The following is a 19661-nucleotide window of genomic DNA, read 5'->3' as shown; positions in this document are numbered from 1 at the left end:
AGATTCGGATCTATTCCTTAATCAAACTCACCACTGTCCACCCTTCTTCCGTAGTATGAGTACTATCGTTAGAAAGAATATGAATATTGCCTTTAGGATCGACGGTAAACAGCGATAGACGATGGCCATCGACGTATTTCATCACATAATCTTGCCACTTAAATTCAGCGGTTAATTTGGTGTGTTTGATCTCAGCACCTTGGTTAATCAGGCTCGCCAGTTTTTTATAGCTAACATCATCACCGAGTAACGTTCGACCATGTTTTTCTTCTGCTAAGCGATGCTTTTCGTGTTGGTTTTCTTTGCTTTTGCCATTTAAGAAAAACACTCGGCGTTCGCTAAATTCAGTCATGAAATATTTTGCGACCACTACATTAAAGTGCTTATCTGGCGTTACCGCGATCAAATTACCAATGCCGATTAAATCCAAATACTCTTCTGCATGGCTAGAGATAGGGTTGCCGTAATAGGTTTCGAAACCTTGCATGCGCGCTTTACGAATGTACTCCCAGTTCGAATCTGTAATGACGATTCTATAACCATATTTTTGTAAAGCAGTAGCGAAGGTTCGGCCAACATCATTTGCCCCGACAATCAAGAAGCCTCTTGGTGAAGGTTCAGATAAACTCAACGCATTGGCTAACGGCCTCGCAGTAATACTTTGCAGTACCACAGTTCCCACAATCACCATAAAGGTTAACGGAACCAGCAAACTCGCACCTTCTACGCCTGAATCAACTAACTTAATCGCAAATAATGACGAAATAGATGCAGCAACAATGCCTCGTGGCGCCACCCAAGCAATAAAGAATTTCTCTTTAAAGTTAAGGCTGCTGCCGATAGTGGCAATAAAAATCGCAATAGGACGAGACACTAACTGTATCGCGGCAAACAATACTGCCGAGGCAACACCTAGAGTGGCAAAATCTGCCAATTCCATTCGCGCAGAAAGCATTAAAAACAATCCTGAGATCAATAGAATGGTCAGGTTTTCTTTAAAGTGCAGAATATTTTGAATATTGACGCCTTTGGCATTCGCCAGCCACATACCCATTACGGTTACCGCTAATAAGCCAGACTCAGACTCCAAAGCATTAGAAACCGCAAATACGCCGAGTACTAAGGTTAACACCGCAAATGGTTGCAAATACTCAGGTAATAAACGGCGTCTTAATATCTGCGCCAGTAGCATTCCCGCTAAGCCGCCAAGTACGATGCCGATCAATAAGATCAAACCAAACACATGCAAACTGTGCATCTTGCTACTAGAAACAATGAATTCGTAGACAATCACGATAAATAGCGCGCCGATTGGATCGATTAAAATCCCTTCCCAACGCAATATGTTGGCCAACTTGGATTTTGGTCTGACCGTGCGAAGTAGTGGCACCACTACCGTAGGGCCCGTCACCACAGTCAAACTGCCGAATAACAACGCCAGCGGCCAACTAAAGTCGAGTAAATAAAAGGTAAAGACACTAGTAATCGCCCAAGTAATTAACGCCCCGATAGTAACAATGTTGATCACGGTTCGGTTTACTTCGCGGATCTCTTTTAAATTGAGCGTCAAGCTACCTTCAAATAAGATCACCGCAACGGCCAAGGAGATAAGGGGAAAAAGCAGATCGCCGAACATTTCATTCGGTTGAAAGATATGCGTAATCGGGCCAATAATAAAGCCGGCAATCAATAGAAATAAAATCGCTGGCAACTTCATTCGCCATGCCAGCCATTGACAGCCTAACCCTACCAACCCGACAGCGGCCAGCATCAAACCTAGATCTTCAGTGAGCATCAAACATACTACCTATTATTAACTATTCACAAATATTCGATAAAATTAGTTATTCAGCTGACTATCATTCCAACCGCGTTGCCATTCCATACGGAACTTTTGCGAATCAGGCGTACCTTCACACACACCTTCATAGTAGTTGCCGCTCAACCCAATTTGATAAGCATGGTTAGGGTTACAGTATTCATTGATGCCTTTTAAGTAACCATCAGCATAATCATTAATATTTACTTTGCTAAAATCTTTAAAGTCTCCCGCGGTACGATGCTGCTTACCTTTAATGCCATCAGAATAACCAACCGCATTCCAATCACCCGCTTTGGCATAGTCTTCTGCTGTGCTAGTACAAGCAACCACTAAAAGTAGACCTGCTACTACACCAATATTTTTAATCCACTTTTTCACTTGAGCTTGATTCATTGATATTCCCTTCTGTTCATCACATTGATATTTATCACAACTATTACACAGGTCACATTTAAAACAAATCGAAAAGCACCGCTAAGTTAACAATAAAACCACTTACTAGGAGTAATGACCGCTCAATTTTATATGCGACCACTCATCAAAAGGTTAAATGCTTGTTACTAAGGCTGGGATTATTATGTATGCCGTACTCCTCAACCCTTTTATTGAACAGGACAATAATTATGATGATGTTCCTTTTTTGTGTAGCCGCATTGATTGCTGGTTACTTTATTTACGGAGCTTTCGTTGAAAAAGTTTTCGGCATTAATGAAAACCGCACTACTCCGGCTTACTCTAAGCAAGATGGTGTCGATTATGTACCAATGTCGAACAAGAAAGTTTACCTGGTTCAACTATTAAACATTGCTGGTGTCGGCCCAATTTTCGGCCCAATCATGGGTGCCCTTTACGGCCCAGCTGCGATGCTTTGGATTGTTTTAGGCTGTATCTTTGCAGGTGCGGTTCACGATTACTTCTCTGGCATGCTTTCTATTCGTAACGGCGGCGCTTCGGTTCCATCGATTACTGGCCGCTACCTAGGTAAAGGCGCGAAACACTTCATGAACGTGTTTGCGATTGTGTTATTAATGTTAGTAGGTGTGGTATTTGTTTCCGCTCCAGCAGGCATGATCACTAACCTAGTGAACGAGCAAACCAGTGCGACCGTTTCAATGGGCACTATGGTTGCGATTATCTTTGGCTACTACATTTTAGCCACTATTGTTCCAATCGATAAAATCATTGGTCGTTTCTACCCACTATTCGGCTTCTTGTTAATTTTCATGTCAGTTGGCCTAATCAGCGCAATCGCCTTCTCAAGCGACCAAGCGGTTCTTGCTGGCTATAAATTTAGCGACATGTTCACCAACATGAACCCACACGATCTACCACTATGGCCTGCGCTATTCATCACCATTGCTTGTGGTGCGATTTCAGGCTTCCACGCAACTCAGTCTCCTCTAATGGCTCGCTGCTTAGAAAATGAAAAGAACGGCCGTTTCGTCTTCTTTGGTGCCATGATTGGTGAAGGTATTATCGCGCTAATCTGGTGTGCAATCGCGTTGTCATTCTTTGGTTCTATGGATGCACTAGGCGAAGCAGTGAAACACGGTGGCCCAGGTAATGTAGTTTACTCATCATCATTTGGTCTACTTGGCGTATTCGGCGGCGTCATTGCTTTCCTAGGTGTGGTGATTCTACCTATCACGTCTGGCGATACCGCATTCCGTTCTAGCCGTTTGATCCTTGCTGAATACTTCAACATGGAACAAAAAACACTAAAAAGCCGCTTACTAATGGCACTTCCATTATTTGTTATCGGCGGCATTTTGACTCAAGTAGACTTCGGCATCATCTGGCGCTACTTCGGCTTTGCTAACCAAACCACGGCTGTGATGATGCTTTGGACTGCTTCTGCTTACCTACTGCGTATGAATAAATTCCACTGGATCACAACAGTTCCAGCTATGTTTATGACAACGGTATGTATTACCTTCATCTTAAACAGCAGCACACTAGGCTTTGGTTTGGACATGCAAATCTCAACCATCATTGGTGTAGTGGCTATGCTATTCATCACAGGCTATGTAATTAAAGTATCGAAAGGCAAAGGCGACCCAGAGTTCGACCAAGCTGAAGAAGATAAGTTAAATGCGAAGCCTGAGACGGTGTAAGCGTTACTCGGAAGCTCGTTGCTAGGGCGCGTTGCTTCTCGGAAAAGATAAAGACCGATGGTTGAGAGACAGTCGGTCTTTTTTAGTTATTAAAACAAAGTTAACAATAAAACAGCCATGTTTTTAACCACTAAAAAGCAAGTAAGAGGATATGCCATAAACCGCTAATTGATTAAAAGTATTAATATTAATATTATCATTTCCTATTTCGATATCAGTCTTTTTTTATAATTTTGATTCACAAAGGAATCAGTTTTAGGGTCAAATTCTGGACCTGTATATTCTGTATTAAAAGCTATTTCTCCAGAGCTTAGATCTTGTTGAAGTTTTTTCAACTTATCCTTAACTTCTAGTGAAATTGAATCAGAAACCGTCAGTTTTACTACTTCAGTACTATCAAGTGCGATTTCATTAATTTTGTTTGGAGTCCATTGCCCAGTAACATAATCGTTGGCAGCATTAAATACGGCGACAGATGTATCAGCAACTGCCGAGCCAATAAAGCTTTGATCATAAGTAGTCCAATCTGAAACATTACCAATCTGAGTTACACCATTAGATGCTTTCACCTCATCGATAACACCAACTCTGCCGCCATTTAACATTGTAAAAATAATATCAGCACCCCTATCAATTTGTCTCTTAGCAGCGAATTGATTTATTTCTTTATTATCCAAATCTCCAGTAAAAGTGCTGATAAATTCAACATCAGGGTTTACGTACATCATCCCATTATAAAAAGCGCCACGGCCTATTATGCCGGGCATTGGCCAAGCACCTGATATGTGTCCGACCTTATTTGTTTTTGTTACCATTCCGGCCAATGCACCAGCTAACCATGTAGAATATTCTTGCTTAACTACATAACTAGACACGTTACTACTAGCTGTATTACCTTGAATAACCACAAAATCAACACCTGAAAACTCTTTACTTATTTCTTGTACTGGTAAATTACTTTGCCCACCATGAGCAATAATAAGATCTGGGTTATCTTCAGCCTTTTTTCTTAAAGCATCAGTAAGGACTTGTCTATCAGAGCTTGATGAAATATTAGAAATGTAGGTAACATTGACATCAAGTTCATTTGATATTTTTTCATAACCATGATATGCAGCTTCCATAAATCCATTATCTTGGTGATTACCAGGAATAAACACCAATATGTTAGTTTTATCATCAGCTAAACTAATGCTTGAAAATAACACTGATAATGTAATGCCTATATTACATAAAGTTTTTTTCATCCTTGAAGCCTCTTTCATAATATTAATTAGATTGAGTAAATCAACATGCAATTAACAGACCAAAATAAAAACTTACAACAATTGGCGATAAAATTAGACAAACCTTTAATAACAAAAATAAAAAACCAAGGTTAAAATATAAACCCATATAAAAAATCACAAAAAATACAATTTTAAGATAAAAATAAATCACACTGCCGATTTTTCAAGTATGTGATTTCAGTGGATCGATTTTAAATGCACCAAAATGAACATAGCAACAATATGTCTCATCACCTTATCTAAAAGAGAAAAAAGGTCGCTAGACTTTCATCTAGCGACCTTATTTGATTTTGTCTCGAACTATCTCTTCCGAGCGACGAGAAACGTCTTTTCCGAGTCCCGCTACTCTACATTCTTAATTTGCAGCTCTTTTGGCACTTCAAAGAACATATTTTCTTCGCGGCCTAGTACTTCTTCTACATCGCGTCCGCCTAGCTCTTTAATGCGATCGATGATTTGATCGACTAGTTCTTCAGGAGCTGATGCGCCTGCGGTAACGCCGACTTTAGTTTTGCCACCAAACCAAGCTGGATTAATGTCTTCAGGGCAATCAGTCAAATAACCAGGAGTACCCAGTTTTTCCGATAGCTCTTTTAGGCGAGTTGAGTTTGACGAGTTTTTTGAGCCTACGACGACCATCACATCAACACTACCGGCTAAAATACGGACTGCGTCTTGACGGTTTTGGGTGGCGTAACAAATGTCATCTTTACGCGGCCCTTGAATTTCTGGGAAGGTTTTACGCAACTCATCAATAACATCAGAGGTTTCATCAACCGAAAGCGTGGTTTGGCTAACGTAATGTAAGTGAGTCGGATCTTTTACTACTAGGTTAGCGACATCTTCTGGACGCTCAACTAGGTACATGCCACCCGTTTCGCTGGCGTATTGGCCCATAGTGCCTTCCACTTCTGGATGTCCAGCGTGACCGATCAACACGACTTCCATATTACGGCGACTCGCGCGAGCCACTTCCATATGTACTTTGGTTACCAGAGGACAAGTTGCATCAAAAACCGTTAACTGACGATCTTTGGCTTCTTGGCGAACCACTTGAGAAACACCATGCGCTGAGAAGATAACAATATTGTCATCTGGCACTTCAGACAATTCTTCAACAAACACTGCGCCACGCTGCTTTAAACCTTCAACCACAAAACGATTGTGTACCACTTCATGACGAACATAAATTGGCGGCTGATACATTTCTAACGCACGTTCAACAATACTGATCGCACGGTCTACACCAGCGCAGAAGCCACGTGGGTTGGCTAACAAAATTTTCATGTCTTGGGTCATATCTCTGATCACTTAAGCGGCAATGAATGGCGCTATTCTACCGATAACGTTTTTACAGGCAACCATTATCCCTAAATGTCAGCTATTCTACGGCTAAGATTTCTACGTCAAAAACCACGTCTTGACCGACAAGTGGATGATTAAAATCAACCTTTACCGATTCACCAGTGACTTCAGAAATAATGCCCGGAATTTCCATGCCATCTCGGCCATTAAACGCCATGATGGTGCCGACCTCTAGCTCTTGACCATTAAAGCGATTTTTATCCATATATTGAATAAAGTCTGGATTAGGCTCACCAAAAGCATCTTTGGCTTCAAGCTCTATCGCTTTGCTTTCACCGGTCGTTAAACCGACAAGGCAAGTTTCGAAGTTGGGACTTAAACTACCATCGCCCATAGTAAATTTAGCCGCTTTTCCCATGTTGTGGGTACTATCCGCCACCGAGCCATCTTTTAGCTTAATGGTAAAATGCAAAGTGACCGTACTCTTTTCTGTAATTATCGACACGAAAAATCCTTATTCTTTAAAATCAGCTTTACCCGAGAAACGAGATTCGAGCCACGAGAAACGTTAACGGATTATATAAAAAAGCGCCACTGGAAAACCAATGGCGCTTTTAAACTGAGGCTTGAGTAACGAATTAGGCGTCTGGTTGCTCTTTTTTAGAGCGAAAACCGTCAAGCACAATCATAACAGCACCGATACAAATGGCTGAATCCGCCAAGTTAAAGGCTGGCCAGTGATAATTACCCCAGAAAAAATCGAGATAATCGACAACAAAGCCATGCACAATTCGGTCAAATACATTGCCGAGTGCGCCGCCAATCACTAAAGCATAAGCAACATTGTTCCAACGCTCAGTAGCAGGTAACTTACGCATCCACCACATCAACACGCCACTCACCACAAATGCGATGCCTGAGAACAACCAACGTTGCCAGCCTTCTTGATCGCTTAAGAAGCTAAATGCTGCACCTAGATTATGAACATAAAGTAGATTAAAAAATGGCAACACTTCAATACGGTTTGCCCAACCATATCCCATGTTATCCATGACAATTAACTTAATGCCAATGTCTAAGCAAAACACCAGAGCTGCCAGCCATAGCCAGCGAAGCCCTGTTTGTTTAATAAGATTACTCATTATGCGAACTTGCGGACTTCGCCGTCGCCATCAACGTTAGTCACACAACGACCACATACGGTTTCATGACCAGCAATGGTGCCAACATCGGCCACATGGTGCCAACAACGGTCACACTTCTCAGCTTCTGAAGCGGCAACCTCGACAAATAAACCTTCGACTTCGGTTTCTTTGGCTGCGTCAGTTTTCTCGCTTAGTGGTTTCACTTGTGCTTTAGAAGTTAATAGTACGAAACGTAATTCATCTTCAAGCTTATTGATGGTTGCAGCTAATGCGTCGTCTGCGTACAGAGTCACTTCCGCTTGTAATGAACCACCAATGGTTTTGTCGTTACGAGCCGCTTCAAGCAACTTGTTCACTGAAGCACGAACCGTTTGGATTTGCGTCCAGAATTCGTTGTTTAGCTCTTCACCTTCAATTAGACCGAATAAACCGTCGAACCATTCACCCGTAAACACGAACTGATCGCGAGCTTCACCGTTTGGTAGTTTAGCTGGCATTTCGTTCCAGATTTCATCAGCAGTGAATGACATGATAGGCGCCATCCAACGAACTAGGGCTTCTACGATGTAGTAAAGCGCTGTTTGACAGCTACGTTGTGCGTGGCCACCTTGTTTCGCGGTGTACTGACGGTCTTTAATCACGTCTAGGTAGAATGAGCCCATTTCAATTGAACAGAACTGCATTAAACGCTGTGTTACGCCGTGAGTATTGTATTCTTCATACGCTTTAACGATTTCAGTTTGCGCCGCTTGTGCACGAGCTACCGCCCAACGATCCAGTGCCACCATATCTTCTGGCGCGACCATATCCGTTGCTGGGTTGAAACCATTCAAGTTCGCAAGGAAGAAACGTGCAGTGTTACGAATACGACGATACGCATCCGCACTACGTTTTAGGATTTCATCAGAAACCGCTACTTCACCGGTGTAGTCAGTTGAAGCTACCCATAGACGTAAAATGTCAGCACCCAGCTTGTTAGTCACATCTTTTGGCGCAACCACGTTACCGATAGATTTTGACATCTTGCGGCCGTTACCATCTACCACGAAACCGTGTGTTAGTACTTGTTTGTAAGGCGCTTCATCTTTCATTGCGATTGACGTGATCAATGATGATTGGAACCAGCCACGGTGTTGATCTGAACCTTCAAGGTATAGATCCGCGCTGTTGCCATTGAACTCATCACGGTTGTCTACAACCGCGTAGTGAGTCACACCTGAGTCAAACCATACATCTAACGTATCAAGAACTTTCTCGTAGTTAGCGGCATCTTCTGAGCTCATTAGTTCAGCGGCATCGACATCCCACCAAGCTTGAATGCCTTTTTCTTCCACTAGCTTAGCGACTTTCTCGATAAGCTCAGGAGAGTTAGGGTGCAGTTCAGCGGTTTCTTTGTGTACGAATAAAGCGATTGGCACGCCCCAAGTACGTTGACGAGAGATACACCATTCTGGGCGACCTTCGATCATACCTTCGATGCGGCTTTGACCCCACTCCGGCATCCACTCAACATTTTTGATAGCACCTAATGCTTTAGCACGTAGACCCGCTTGATCCATCGATACGAACCATTGTGGCGTCGCACGGAAGATGATTGGAGTCTTATGACGCCAGCAATGCGGGTAGCTGTGCTCGTAAGCGTGGTGATGTAAAAGTGCGCCTTTTTCTTTCAATACTTCAAGTACTGAATCGTTCGCTTTAAAGACGTGTTGACCTGCAAATAGCTCAGTATCTGGCAAGTAAACGCCGTTAGAACCCACTGGGTTAGCCACTTCTAAATCGTATTGTTTACCGACTACGAAGTCTTCTTGACCGTGGCCAGGAGCAGTGTGAACGACACCAGTACCAGAATCGGTTGTAACGTGATCGCCCAATACAGCAGGAACGCTGAAATCGTAGAACGGGTGAGCAAATTGCGTTAACTCAAGATCTTTACCAGTGGCGAAACCTAGGTTGTGGAAATGCTCGATACCAGCGCGATCCATCACAGATTTCGCTAGTTCTGAAGCCACGATAATACGCTCAGCAGGTTGTTCGCCATTGGCTTCAACTTGAATCAATACGTATTCAAGATCGTCACGTAAACATACCGCGCGGTTTGCAGGTAATGTCCAAGGGGTGGTTGTCCAGATAACAATCGACACATCACCTTCACCTTGATGACCTTCTTTGCAATCAAACTTAGCCACGGTCGCGGCTTGGTCTGCAGCTTTAAAACGTACGTCGATAGAAGGTGATACTTTATCTTTATATTCTACTTCCGCTTCTGCGAGTGCTGAACCACAGTCAGTACACCAGTGAACAGGTTTGAAACCTTTCAACAAGTGACCTTGGTCGGCAATTTTACCTAGAGCACGGATGATGTTCGCTTCAGTGCCAAAGTCCATAGTGCGGTATGGTTTGTCCCACTCGCCCATGATACCCAAACGCTTGAAGCTTTCTTTTTGACCTTCTACTTGGCCAGCCGCGTATTTACGACATTCTTCACGGAATTCAGCCGCCGAGATCTTTTGACCCGGCTTGCCTTTTTTCTTCTCAACCATAAGTTCGATGGGAAGACCGTGGCAGTCCCAACCTGGAACGTATGGCGCATCAAAGCCAGAAAGTGTCTTTGATTTAATAATAATATCTTTAAGAATCTTGTTTAACGCGTGACCAATATGAATATCACCGTTGGCGTATGGAGGGCCATCGTGTAATACGAAGGATTTTTTACCTTTCTTTGCAGCACGGATTGCGCCGTAAAGATCTTCTTTGTACCAACGCTTAAGCATTTCTGGCTCACGATTGGCCAGATTTCCGCGCATTGGAAACCCTGTTTCAGGTAGATTCAGAGTATCTTTATAGTCAGTCATCGATTCTTAATTCCGTTACATTGGGCGATATTAAATAAGGATTTTCTTGGAGATGTAGTGCTTATTCAGCCATCTCTGAAAATATGTTGTGTTCAAGTAACCACACCCTTGCCACTTGAGCATCTAATTCTATTTGTTGTTTCAATAATTCAAATGAATCAAATTTTTGTTCATCACGAATTTTATGTAGCAGTACTACTTCTAGCTGCTTGCCGTACAGGTTGTTTTTGAAATCAAACAAATGCACTTCAAGCTGCTGACGTACGCCATTAACGGTTGGCCTGTTACCGACATTTGCAACACCGCCGATCACCGCATTGTCATCGGCTCCGACTACTTTCACCACATAGACACCAGACACTGGTGACACATTACGTTTTAATGGGATGTTCGCCGTTGGAAAACCAATGGTTCGACCTAACTTACGACCATGCGATACGCGGCCATTAATACTGTAGTCACGGCCTAGCATAGTCGCAGCCGACGCCAGATCATCACTCGCTAATGCTTGGCGAATCGCGGTACTACTCACTCGCACGGCAGAGTCAGCTTGTTGGGCAATACGGGCTGGCATACAAAAGCTTTGTGTATTGACTACTTGGAAGCCATATTTATCTGCTGCTTTTTGCAAGTCAGAAAAACTACCTTGGCGATTTTTTCCAAAACAAAAGTCATCACCCACCACTAAAAACTTAACCCCAAGTTTCTTAACTAGCAATTCACTAATAAAATCCTCAGGGCTTAAATTGGCAAACTTTTGATTAAAATTAACACACAATAAGCGGTCAATTTTACATTTGGATAATTGGGCAAACTTATCACGTAGCCGAGTGAGCCTTGCTGGTGCAGCTTGCTTCGCAAAAAACTCCATTGGCTGAGGCTCAAACGTCATCACAACCGAAGGTAATCCTAGAGTCTCAGCGTGTTCACAAAGTTGCTTTAATACTTTCTGATGCCCTAAATGGACACCATCAAAATTACCAATGCTGAGCACACATCCTGAATGATGCGCCTGAATATTGTGAATGCCTCGAATCAATTCCATACGGTTTTTATTTACCAAATTTTTGCTTCGCGTTAAACCGGCGAATTATATACGTAATGCCCTTAATATGCGAGCATCACGCACCTTTGTTGTTGCCAATTAATCGGCTTTCAAGTGTTTCAGGCGAATACCAAATATCGTCGCAGAAACCAGATAAACCGCCGCACCTAAACCAATCAAACCCGCTAACCACATTGCACGCACAGAAATAGACCAGGTTAACCAAGTGGCAAAGTCAGCCATCTGCCAATCAATTACCGCCACCATCAAGCCACCAGCCAGAGTAATTTTCACAGCAAAAACAATGGTTTCTTTTGATAGTCGATACACATTGGCAATATGTAGACCGCGATATAGTAGTCCCATATTGACTAAGGCTGAAAGCGATGTTGCTATCGCCAAGCCTACATAACCAAAGAAGTAAGCAAAAATCGCATTGAACACAATATTGGTCAGCATCGCAATGATGCCGTAACGAACTGGGGTTTTAGTGTCTTGTCTTGAGTAATACCCCGGCGCTAATACTTTAATTAACATAAAGTTCAGTAAGCCAGTGGCATAAGCAAACAACGACAAAGAAGCATTTTGCACATCCGCAGCAGAAAACTCACCGCGCATAAAAAGCACCATTAGCATTGGCTTAGCAAGCACAATCAATCCACACATCGCAGGCAAACCGAGCAGTAGCACCATGCGCACGCCCCAGTCCATTGTCTTGGAGAATCCATCACTTTCCGCATCGACATGCTTGCGTGATAGAGCAGGTAAAATAACCGTGGCAATCGCGATACCAAACAAACCTAGTGGAAATTCTAGTAAGCGATCCGAATAATAAAGATAACTGATTGAACCGGTCGCAAGGAAACTGGCTACCGCAGAATCAAACAATAAGTTAATTTGGCTAACCGATACCCCAAACAATGCTGGGATCATTAAAGTGCGGATTTTTTTTACACCGGGATCATTCCAACCCCACTGCGGACGAACGATTACTTTTTGCTTTAATAAAAATGGAATTTGGAACAAGAACTGAGCCAAGCCGCCTAAGAATACCCCGATAGCAAGACCCACTTCTGGCTGATCGAGATTAGGCGAGATATATAAAGCGGCTAAAATCATCATGATGTTTAAAAACACCGGAGTAAATGATGAAACCGCAAACTTACCTAGGGTATTTAAAATTGCGCCAGATAAAGCAACAAAAGTGACAAACCACAGATAGGGAAAAGTTATTTTCAATAAGAAGCTCGCCAGAACAAACTTGTCAGCTTTCGGACCATCATGTAGCCAATCCATAAACCAACCGGCACCAAAAACGGCAGTCACTACACCAGAGCCAAGTACCCCGAGCAGTGTCACAATAGTCACCAGAACCCCAAGTGTCCCTGAAACTTTGGCGATAAGCTGGCGGGTTTTATCCATGTCACCCGAGGCGTGATATTCCGTTAATACTGGAACGAAAGCTTGAGAAAATGCGCCTTCGGCAAATAAACGACGCAAAAAGTTAGGAATTCGATTGGCAAAAAAGAATACATCGGCAGCCGCACCGGCCCCCATTAAATTAGCAACAACAACATCACGTACTAGGCCTAATACCCTAGAAACAAATGTCATGGCGCTAACAATTAGCCCAGATCGTAATAGTTTTCGACTCACGCGTGCCTCGATAAAAAAGTAGTCATAAACGACAATAAGCCCTCAGCAGGCAATTTATCGCTATTTGAGCATAAATTTGCCATCAATGAGTGACTTTGTAATGAGATAATTATATACCCAAGTGACTTCAAGATGCAGAATTCAGAGCTATCATCCAGACCTTTAGGCAAGGAAGATTGGCGAAGGAATGTAGGCACCTTTCAAATCAATCTGACGCAGCATAAAGGTTTGGATGAAGCTCCCGAAGGGCAAGTTAAAACAAGCTTTATGCTGCGTTAAATTGAACAGAGATAGAATCACTATGATCATATTCAATTTGTCTTGCCTAAAGCTTGTTTTATTCTTGCTGAAACTTGCACCCTGAAGTTACTTGGGTATAGCATTGGTATTCAAATGCTGATAGAATCCACGCCATCTTAACCGCGATAGCCATACTTCACCAAAATTTTGTTTGGTAAAGATTGGTTTTTGCACAAATCTGTTGACATATTTTAAGGAAAAAGGCATAGTCCTCGCCCTTAAATTGTCACCGAACTAAAGTTTTTTGGGAGTTAGACCCTTGGCAAACAGTAAATCTGCTAAGAAGCGCGCTATCCAAGCTGAGAAACGTCGCCAGCACAATGCTAGCCGTCGTTCTATGATGCGCACTTACATGAAAAAAACTATCGCTGCTATTGAAGCTGGCGATAAAGAAGCTGCAACTGCTGCACTAGTTGAAGTTACACCATTACTAGACCGCATGGCGACTAAAGGCCTTATTCATAAGAATAAAGCTGCTCGTCACAAGTCTCGTTTTGCTGCAGCGATCAAAGCACTTTAATTTTTAAAGTTGTTTAATTGCTAAAAACCGACCTTAGGGTCGGTTTTTTTATATCTGTGTTTCTCGTTTCTCGTTTCTCGAAAAGATTATTTATCGCAATACAAATGATGCAACTGCTTAATCAAAGCTTTTACTTCATCGCTTTGCAATGAGTAGTACACGGTTTGCGACTCTTTACGCGTACTAACCAACCCATCTCTGCGTAGCCACGCTAAGTGCTGAGACAATGCCGATTGGCTTAAAGGTAACTTTTCACACAACTGCCCAACTGATAATTCATTTTGATGCAAAATGCATAATATCTGTAATCGATTTTCATTGGCCATGGCTTTCAGAAGAACCACAGCTTGAGAAAGATTGCTTTCCATCTCTTTCAAATCCATCTTACTGCCTCACTATTGAATAGGGGGAATGATCTCGGAGTGGTTGAAATAACCGACTAAAATCCGCATCACATACATTCTTTACAGAAGGGTGTTGGATCATCCTTTCCGCAAAAATAACATAATATTCTTCTTTCAAATCTTCGACTTCTGCAATCAAATGCAGAGGAAACTCATCTTCAACTTCTGATAAGTATAAGTTAGGGGCGAGAAAAATGGCATCAGTGTGATAACGAGCAAAGGCTTTCATTAATGCTGAGTCATCAAATTCCCCTAAAATATTAGGCGTAATCCCCAATCTTTCAAACCAATGCATGACATTACGCCCCATTGAAGTTCTTCTTCCTGGAATCAGCAATTTTCTTTGAGACAATGCCGCGGGGAAATCATGCTCTTCAATCGGCTGAGAAGAATAAAAGCTCATTTTGCATTCCCCTAGCTTCTTACTATACAGCCCAGGGCTTTGACTCGAATCGACCGGACAATCCGATAAAATCATATCTAACTTATGTTGAGAAAGTTGCTCTAATAGCAATTCATGAGTCGATTCAAAACAGCGTAAGTGAATGCTGTTATCTTCCGGCACGGTATTTAACAGGATCTTACTGACAAGCCTTTTCGATAATGCGTCCGCTACCCCAACATCAAACAATACGTTTTCTTGCTGAGAGTAATTAACGATATCCAGCATTTCGTAGCTGAGACCAAACATTTTATCGGCATACTTAAAGACCAATTGGCCAAGCTCGGTAGGCTCAACACTGCGGCCACTACGCTTCATCAACTTGCCATTCATGCGCTCTTCAAACGCTTTAATTTGTCCGGTCACCGTTTGAGGTGTTAGAAACAAAGCTTCTGCGGCTTTGGCCACTGACCCTTGTTTGCATACCATCCAAAAGTAATACAGATGGTTATAATTCAAATGTGACATTTATTGCCTCGAAAAAACCATAAAATAGACTTTTATAATATGTTTTTTCCGAGCTATTAAAAAGCCCTTATTTAGTCATACAATACTAAATAAGGGCTTAAATTTATGATTAATGTCTTTAATTCGATTTAAACGGAAAAGGGATACTTAATCGCATCGTGACATTGATAATCTGTCACCTCAAAATCATCTAAAGTTACCCAAGTTTCCAAATCTTCTAACGTTTTAATCTTAGGGTTGATATGAAATTTAGGCGCTTCAAATGGTGTGCGCTTCAATTGGATATCACGCATTGGGGCGAGTTGGTCTTCATAAATATGGCCATTAACGATCTTATGATACGCAACGCCAGCTTTTTTACCGGTAATTTGCGCCATAATCGCTAAGAACACATACACTTGGACCATATTGAAATTAAGGCCTAGTGGCACATCACACGAACGCTGAGTGCTATTTAAATATAGCGTGTCACCTAATAGAGAAAAGTGGTGGCTGTACATACAAGGACGTAAGCACCCCATATGAAACTCACCAGGGTTATAGAAGTTTAGGATCTCACCGCGGTCATCGACACCACGGGTTAAATCATCGACAATTTTACGCAGTTGATCGATGTGCCCGCCATCGGGTTTTGCCCAACTTCTGCCTTGAACTCCATAAACACGGCCCATATCATCTTCACCTTTACGGTAAGGATTATCGAGCCAAGCCTGATTTAAGTTAGCATTAGCATCCCATGTTTTGGTGCCCAGCTTGCGGAAATCTTCCGCATTGTCATAGCCACGAATATAGCCTAGCAACTCAGCAACTGCCGATTTCCAAAAGCTCTTACGTGTGGTCACTAAAGGAAATTGATTGTTGCTAACATCATAGGTTAGATCGGCATTAATAATCGTCAGGCAGCGTTTTCCCGTGCGCTCATTTTCAACCCATTGGCCTTCATCAATAATACGCTGGCAAAGATCTAAATACTGTTTCACAACTTACTTCCCTTTGGCTGGTTTACTGGCTTTTTCGTTTGAATATACCGTTGGTTTCTGAGTTTTATAAGACCAAATCATAATCAAGGCACCAATAATAATCATCGGTGTGGATAGAATTTGCCCCATCGAAATAAAGTTATCAAATAAACCAAGCTGTGCATCCGGCTGACGAACAAATTCCACCGAGAAGCGGAATACTCCATAGCCAATCAAGAATAGTCCCGACACCGCACCAGCAGGTCTAGGCTTACGGATAAACCAATTCAAGATAAAGAAGAGCACTACCCCTTCAAGTAAGAATTCATAAAGTTGAGATGGATGGCGTGGGTACGGGCCACCGGTTGGGAAAATCATCGCCCATGGCACGTCAGTCACGCGTCCCCATAGCTCACCATTGATAAAGTTACCGATGCGACCAGCACCTAAACCAAACGGAACTAACGGTGCAATAAAGTCAGCCACACCAAAGAAAGTACGTTGGTTTTTACGTGCGTACCATAGCATGGCGGTGATCACACCGAGTAGGCCACCGTGGAATGACATGCCGCCAGTCCAGACTTTAAACAGATACAATGGATCTTCCATCCAGTAGTCAAAGCCATAAAACAGCACATAGCCAATACGGCCACCAAGTACTACCCCAAGGAAACCTGCAAAGAGTAGATCAGAAACTTGCTCACGAGTCCAACCACTACCTGGTTTATCAGCTCGCTTGTTAGCAACGTACATTGCAAAAGCGAACCCTAGTAAATACATCAATCCATACCAACGCACACCAATTGGCCCGATAGAGAAAATGATCGGATCAATCTGTGGGAAGACTAAAAATCCCTGACTCATAAAAGTCTCTCTGCTTTAAAGTTAAAAAATAATGAAGATAGATAATGTCAGACTATGATAAAGGCATTTAGTGCCCTCAAAGATTAAAGCCGACCGATTAGGCGGTATAATAAAGTAATCGCTTAACAGATGCAGTAATACCAATCAAATTAATTAGCTAGTCATAAATTACGTAGAAAAAACGCTTATTTCTTACCTGCACGAATAAAGCCAGCCAAACCTTTCTGTTCTAGGTATTGAAATACTAGGTTATAGATATCAGTACCGTAGGCTTGCTTCATCGCAGTATTAAGGAGTTGCTGCAATTCTGTAGAGTCAGATTTACGTAGAATATATTTGATTCGAGCAACATTGGATGTGTTCATACTCAATGAGCGATAGCCCATCCCAATAAGCAACAAGGCACCGATTGGATCCCCGGCTAACTCACCACAAATACACACCGGCAGTTTATATTGTTGGCACATATCATAAATATGCTTGAGCGCCATCACCACTGAAGGATGGACATGTTCGTACACATCCGACACTCGAGAGTTATTTCGATCAACCGCCAGCAGATATTGAGTTAAATCGTTAGTACCGACCGATACAAAATCTACTTTATGCGCCACGAGCGGTAATAAATACAGCATTGAAGGCACTTCGAGCATAATGCCGATTTGTGGTCGCTGAATATTAGGATCCAACTGCGATACTTCTTGATAAGCACGCTCTATCAAGAGCAGCGATTCATCTATCTCTTGGCATCCCGACACCATAGGCAACATAATATTTAAATTACCTAGTCCGGTACTGGCTTTTAACATTGAGCGTAGTTGAATTAAAAAGATATCGGGGTGATCTAAAGTAAAACGGATGCCGCGCCACCCAAGGAAAGGGTTGTCTTCTTCTATTGGGAAGTAAGGTAGCGCTTTATCACCACCGATATCTAAGGTTCGCATTACCACGCGTTTATCAGGATAAGTGGCTAAAATAGTGCGGTATTGCTGAGTTTGTTCTTCTTCAGAAGGAAAACGGTTATGCAGTAAAAAAGAAATTTCCGTACGATACAGCCCAACCCCATCAACGCCTTGGTTAACCGCAATATTGGTATCGGCACTAAGACCTGCGTTGAGCATCAATTCAACTCGCTTGCCATCTTGGGTAGCCGCGGGTTGCGATAATTCCTGAGCAACTAAATCTGAAAGCTCTTCTTCTTCATTGGCTAACGATTGATATTCGGCAAGCAGTTGAGCAGCAGGTTCAACAAAAATGTCACCGCTATAACCATCTACGATACCGAACTTACCCGATACCGATTCTGGTTTAAGTTGCGCCCCCATAATGGCAGGAATACCAAGCGCACGAGATAAAATCGCCGCATGTGAATTGGCGGCACCTTCCAATGAAATGACCGCAAGCAGCTTATCTTTAGGGATCGCCGCTAATATTGAAGCAGTCAGCTCCCTAACCACTAAAATGACCGGATTTTTAAAACTAGGAGTTCGAACTTCACTATTATGTAAGAAATACAATAATCTTTGTCCAAGCTCTTTAATGTCGTTGGATCGTTCTCGTAAATAAGAGTCACTCATGCTGGCAAAGCGCTCAGCATAAAGCTCAACCACTTGTCTTAATGCCCAATCCGCTCGATCGCCCTTCTCAATCTGTTTATTAAGATCGGCACGCAACATAGGATCATGCAATAAGTGAACAAATAGCTCAAAGATCGCCAAAGTATCTTTATTTAATTCACTATCAAAACGCTTACGCATCCGGCGAAAATCTGCGATCGCACTTTCAATCGCAAGCGCCAGCCACTCTTGATCTTGATTAATATCTAAACAAGAAGCGGGAGCGATTTGGGAAAGATCGGGATGAGTGTCATCCCACCAAATTTGACCAATGGCAATGCCAGACGAAGCCGCGATGCCTTTATAGGAATGGACTTGGTTGTCATTGAGTTGCCATTGGCCCTGGGCTTGAGAATGAGCAAGAATGACCGCCAGCTGAGCGGCAAGTGTCACGAGGAAAGATTCTTCTACTTCACTGAATGATCTTGGTGATCGTTGCTGAATCACCAACACGCCTAGTATCTGGCGGCGGTGAATGATCGGGGTTCCGAGGAAAGATTGATAAACATTTTCCCCAAGCTCAGGGAAATATTTAAAATTGGGATGTTTTTGTGCATAAGAGAGATTGAGAGGTTCGGCACTGCGACGAACCAACCCGACTAAACCTTCTTCAAAAGGAATATGAATAGTTTGGCCAGAAAACTTTAGCCCTTGAGTGGCCATTAGCTCCAAACGATTTTGCTCGTTATTGGCTAAATAAACGGTGCAACACTCTGTGTGCATCGCTTTACAAGTATCCTTTACCAAAATATCTAATGCTTGACGAAGATCGTCTGCTTTAGATACTTGTTCAACGATGTCCCTTAGTTGAATAAGCATTCACATCCACCTTTATGATGTCTTACCTAGTTATTAAC

General features: G+C 42.5%; 16 protein-coding genes. 2 read left to right on the top strand and 14 right to left on the bottom strand.

Going from position 1 to position 19661, the window contains the following annotated elements; all coding sequences use genetic code 11:
- Positions 1–10: 10 nt before the first annotated feature.
- The gene (locus L3V25_RS13800) at positions 11–1795 is read right to left on the bottom strand and encodes a sodium:proton antiporter (RefSeq protein ID WP_237296081.1); all 1785 of its coding nucleotides are present in this window, start codon (positions 1793–1795) and stop codon (positions 11–13) included.
- Positions 1796–1840: 45 nt separating this feature from the next.
- Positions 1841–2215 (bottom strand): DUF2799 domain-containing protein, encoded by a 375-nt coding sequence (locus L3V25_RS13795; RefSeq protein WP_237296080.1) that lies wholly within the window; start codon positions 2213–2215, stop codon positions 1841–1843.
- Between the two features lie 230 nt (positions 2216–2445).
- Between L3V25_RS13795 and L3V25_RS13790 the strand changes: the two genes are divergently transcribed.
- A complete protein-coding gene (locus tag L3V25_RS13790; protein ID WP_237296079.1) occupies positions 2446–3936 on the top strand; it encodes a carbon starvation protein A in 1491 nt (496 codons plus the stop codon).
- 203 nt (positions 3937–4139) lie between these two features.
- Here the strand turns inward: L3V25_RS13790 and L3V25_RS13785 are convergent, their stop codons facing one another.
- The 7 genes from L3V25_RS13785 to murJ form a co-directional block, all read right to left on the bottom strand.
- A complete protein-coding gene (locus L3V25_RS13785; RefSeq protein WP_237296078.1) occupies positions 4140–5183 on the bottom strand; it encodes a BMP family protein in 1044 nt (347 codons plus the stop codon).
- 384 nt (positions 5184–5567) lie between these two features.
- Positions 5568–6524 (bottom strand): 4-hydroxy-3-methylbut-2-enyl diphosphate reductase, encoded by a 957-nt coding sequence (gene ispH, locus L3V25_RS13780; RefSeq protein WP_237296077.1) that lies wholly within the window; start codon positions 6522–6524, stop codon positions 5568–5570.
- 82 nt (positions 6525–6606) lie between these two features.
- Positions 6607–7035, bottom strand: coding sequence for an FKBP-type peptidyl-prolyl cis-trans isomerase (gene fkpB / locus L3V25_RS13775; protein WP_237296076.1), 429 nt, complete (start codon positions 7033–7035; stop codon positions 6607–6609).
- Positions 7036–7168: 133 nt separating this feature from the next.
- Positions 7169–7672 carry a signal peptidase II gene (gene lspA, locus L3V25_RS13770; RefSeq protein WP_237296075.1) on the bottom strand — a complete coding sequence of 168 codons (504 nt, stop codon included), beginning with the start codon at positions 7670–7672 and terminating at the stop codon, positions 7169–7171.
- Positions 7672–10530 carry an isoleucine--tRNA ligase gene (gene ileS / locus L3V25_RS13765; RefSeq protein WP_237296074.1) on the bottom strand — a complete coding sequence of 953 codons (2859 nt, stop codon included), beginning with the start codon at positions 10528–10530 and terminating at the stop codon, positions 7672–7674. The genes lspA and ileS overlap by 1 nt, the downstream gene beginning before the upstream one ends.
- 61 nt (positions 10531–10591) lie before the next feature.
- Entirely contained in the window at positions 10592–11575 is a 984-nt protein-coding gene (gene ribF, locus L3V25_RS13760; RefSeq protein WP_237296073.1) for a bifunctional riboflavin kinase/FAD synthetase, read from the bottom strand.
- A gap of 99 nt (positions 11576–11674) precedes the next feature.
- Entirely contained in the window at positions 11675–13231 is a 1557-nt protein-coding gene (gene murJ / locus L3V25_RS13755; protein ID WP_346656337.1) for a murein biosynthesis integral membrane protein MurJ, read from the bottom strand.
- A 559-nt stretch (positions 13232–13790) separates the two neighbouring features.
- On the opposite strand from murJ, the gene rpsT reads away from it, so the two are divergent.
- Positions 13791–14051 (top strand): 30S ribosomal protein S20, encoded by a 261-nt coding sequence (gene rpsT, locus L3V25_RS13750; RefSeq protein ID WP_089124807.1) that lies wholly within the window; start codon positions 13791–13793, stop codon positions 14049–14051.
- A gap of 86 nt (positions 14052–14137) precedes the next feature.
- Here rpsT and L3V25_RS13745 read toward each other — a convergent pair whose 3' ends face one another.
- The 5 genes from L3V25_RS13745 to ptsP all read right to left on the bottom strand — a co-directional run bounded on the left by L3V25_RS13745 (position 14138) and on the right by ptsP (position 19623).
- Positions 14138–14434, bottom strand: coding sequence for a metalloregulator ArsR/SmtB family transcription factor (locus L3V25_RS13745; protein WP_237296072.1), 297 nt, complete (start codon positions 14432–14434; stop codon positions 14138–14140).
- 1 nt (position 14435) lies between these two features.
- Positions 14436–15365: a transcriptional activator NhaR gene (gene nhaR / locus L3V25_RS13740; protein ID WP_237296071.1), complete on the bottom strand. Its 930-nt coding sequence runs from the start codon at positions 15363–15365 to the stop codon at positions 14436–14438.
- Positions 15366–15493: 128 nt separating this feature from the next.
- On the bottom strand, positions 15494–16345 hold the full coding sequence (locus L3V25_RS13735) for a thymidylate synthase (RefSeq protein WP_237296070.1): 852 nt from the start codon (positions 16343–16345) through the stop codon (positions 15494–15496).
- A gap of 3 nt (positions 16346–16348) precedes the next feature.
- Positions 16349–17188 carry a prolipoprotein diacylglyceryl transferase gene (gene lgt, locus L3V25_RS13730; protein WP_237296069.1) on the bottom strand — a complete coding sequence of 280 codons (840 nt, stop codon included), beginning with the start codon at positions 17186–17188 and terminating at the stop codon, positions 16349–16351.
- A 185-nt stretch (positions 17189–17373) separates the two neighbouring features.
- Positions 17374–19623, bottom strand: coding sequence for a phosphoenolpyruvate--protein phosphotransferase (gene ptsP, locus L3V25_RS13725; protein WP_237296068.1), 2250 nt, complete (start codon positions 19621–19623; stop codon positions 17374–17376).
- Between the last annotated feature and the right edge of the window lie 38 nt (positions 19624–19661).

Source organism: Vibrio sp. CK2-1 (genome assembly GCF_021726515.1).
Classification (GTDB): domain Bacteria; phylum Pseudomonadota; class Gammaproteobacteria; order Enterobacterales; family Vibrionaceae; genus Vibrio.
This window is presented reverse-complemented; position numbering and strand designations above follow the sequence as displayed.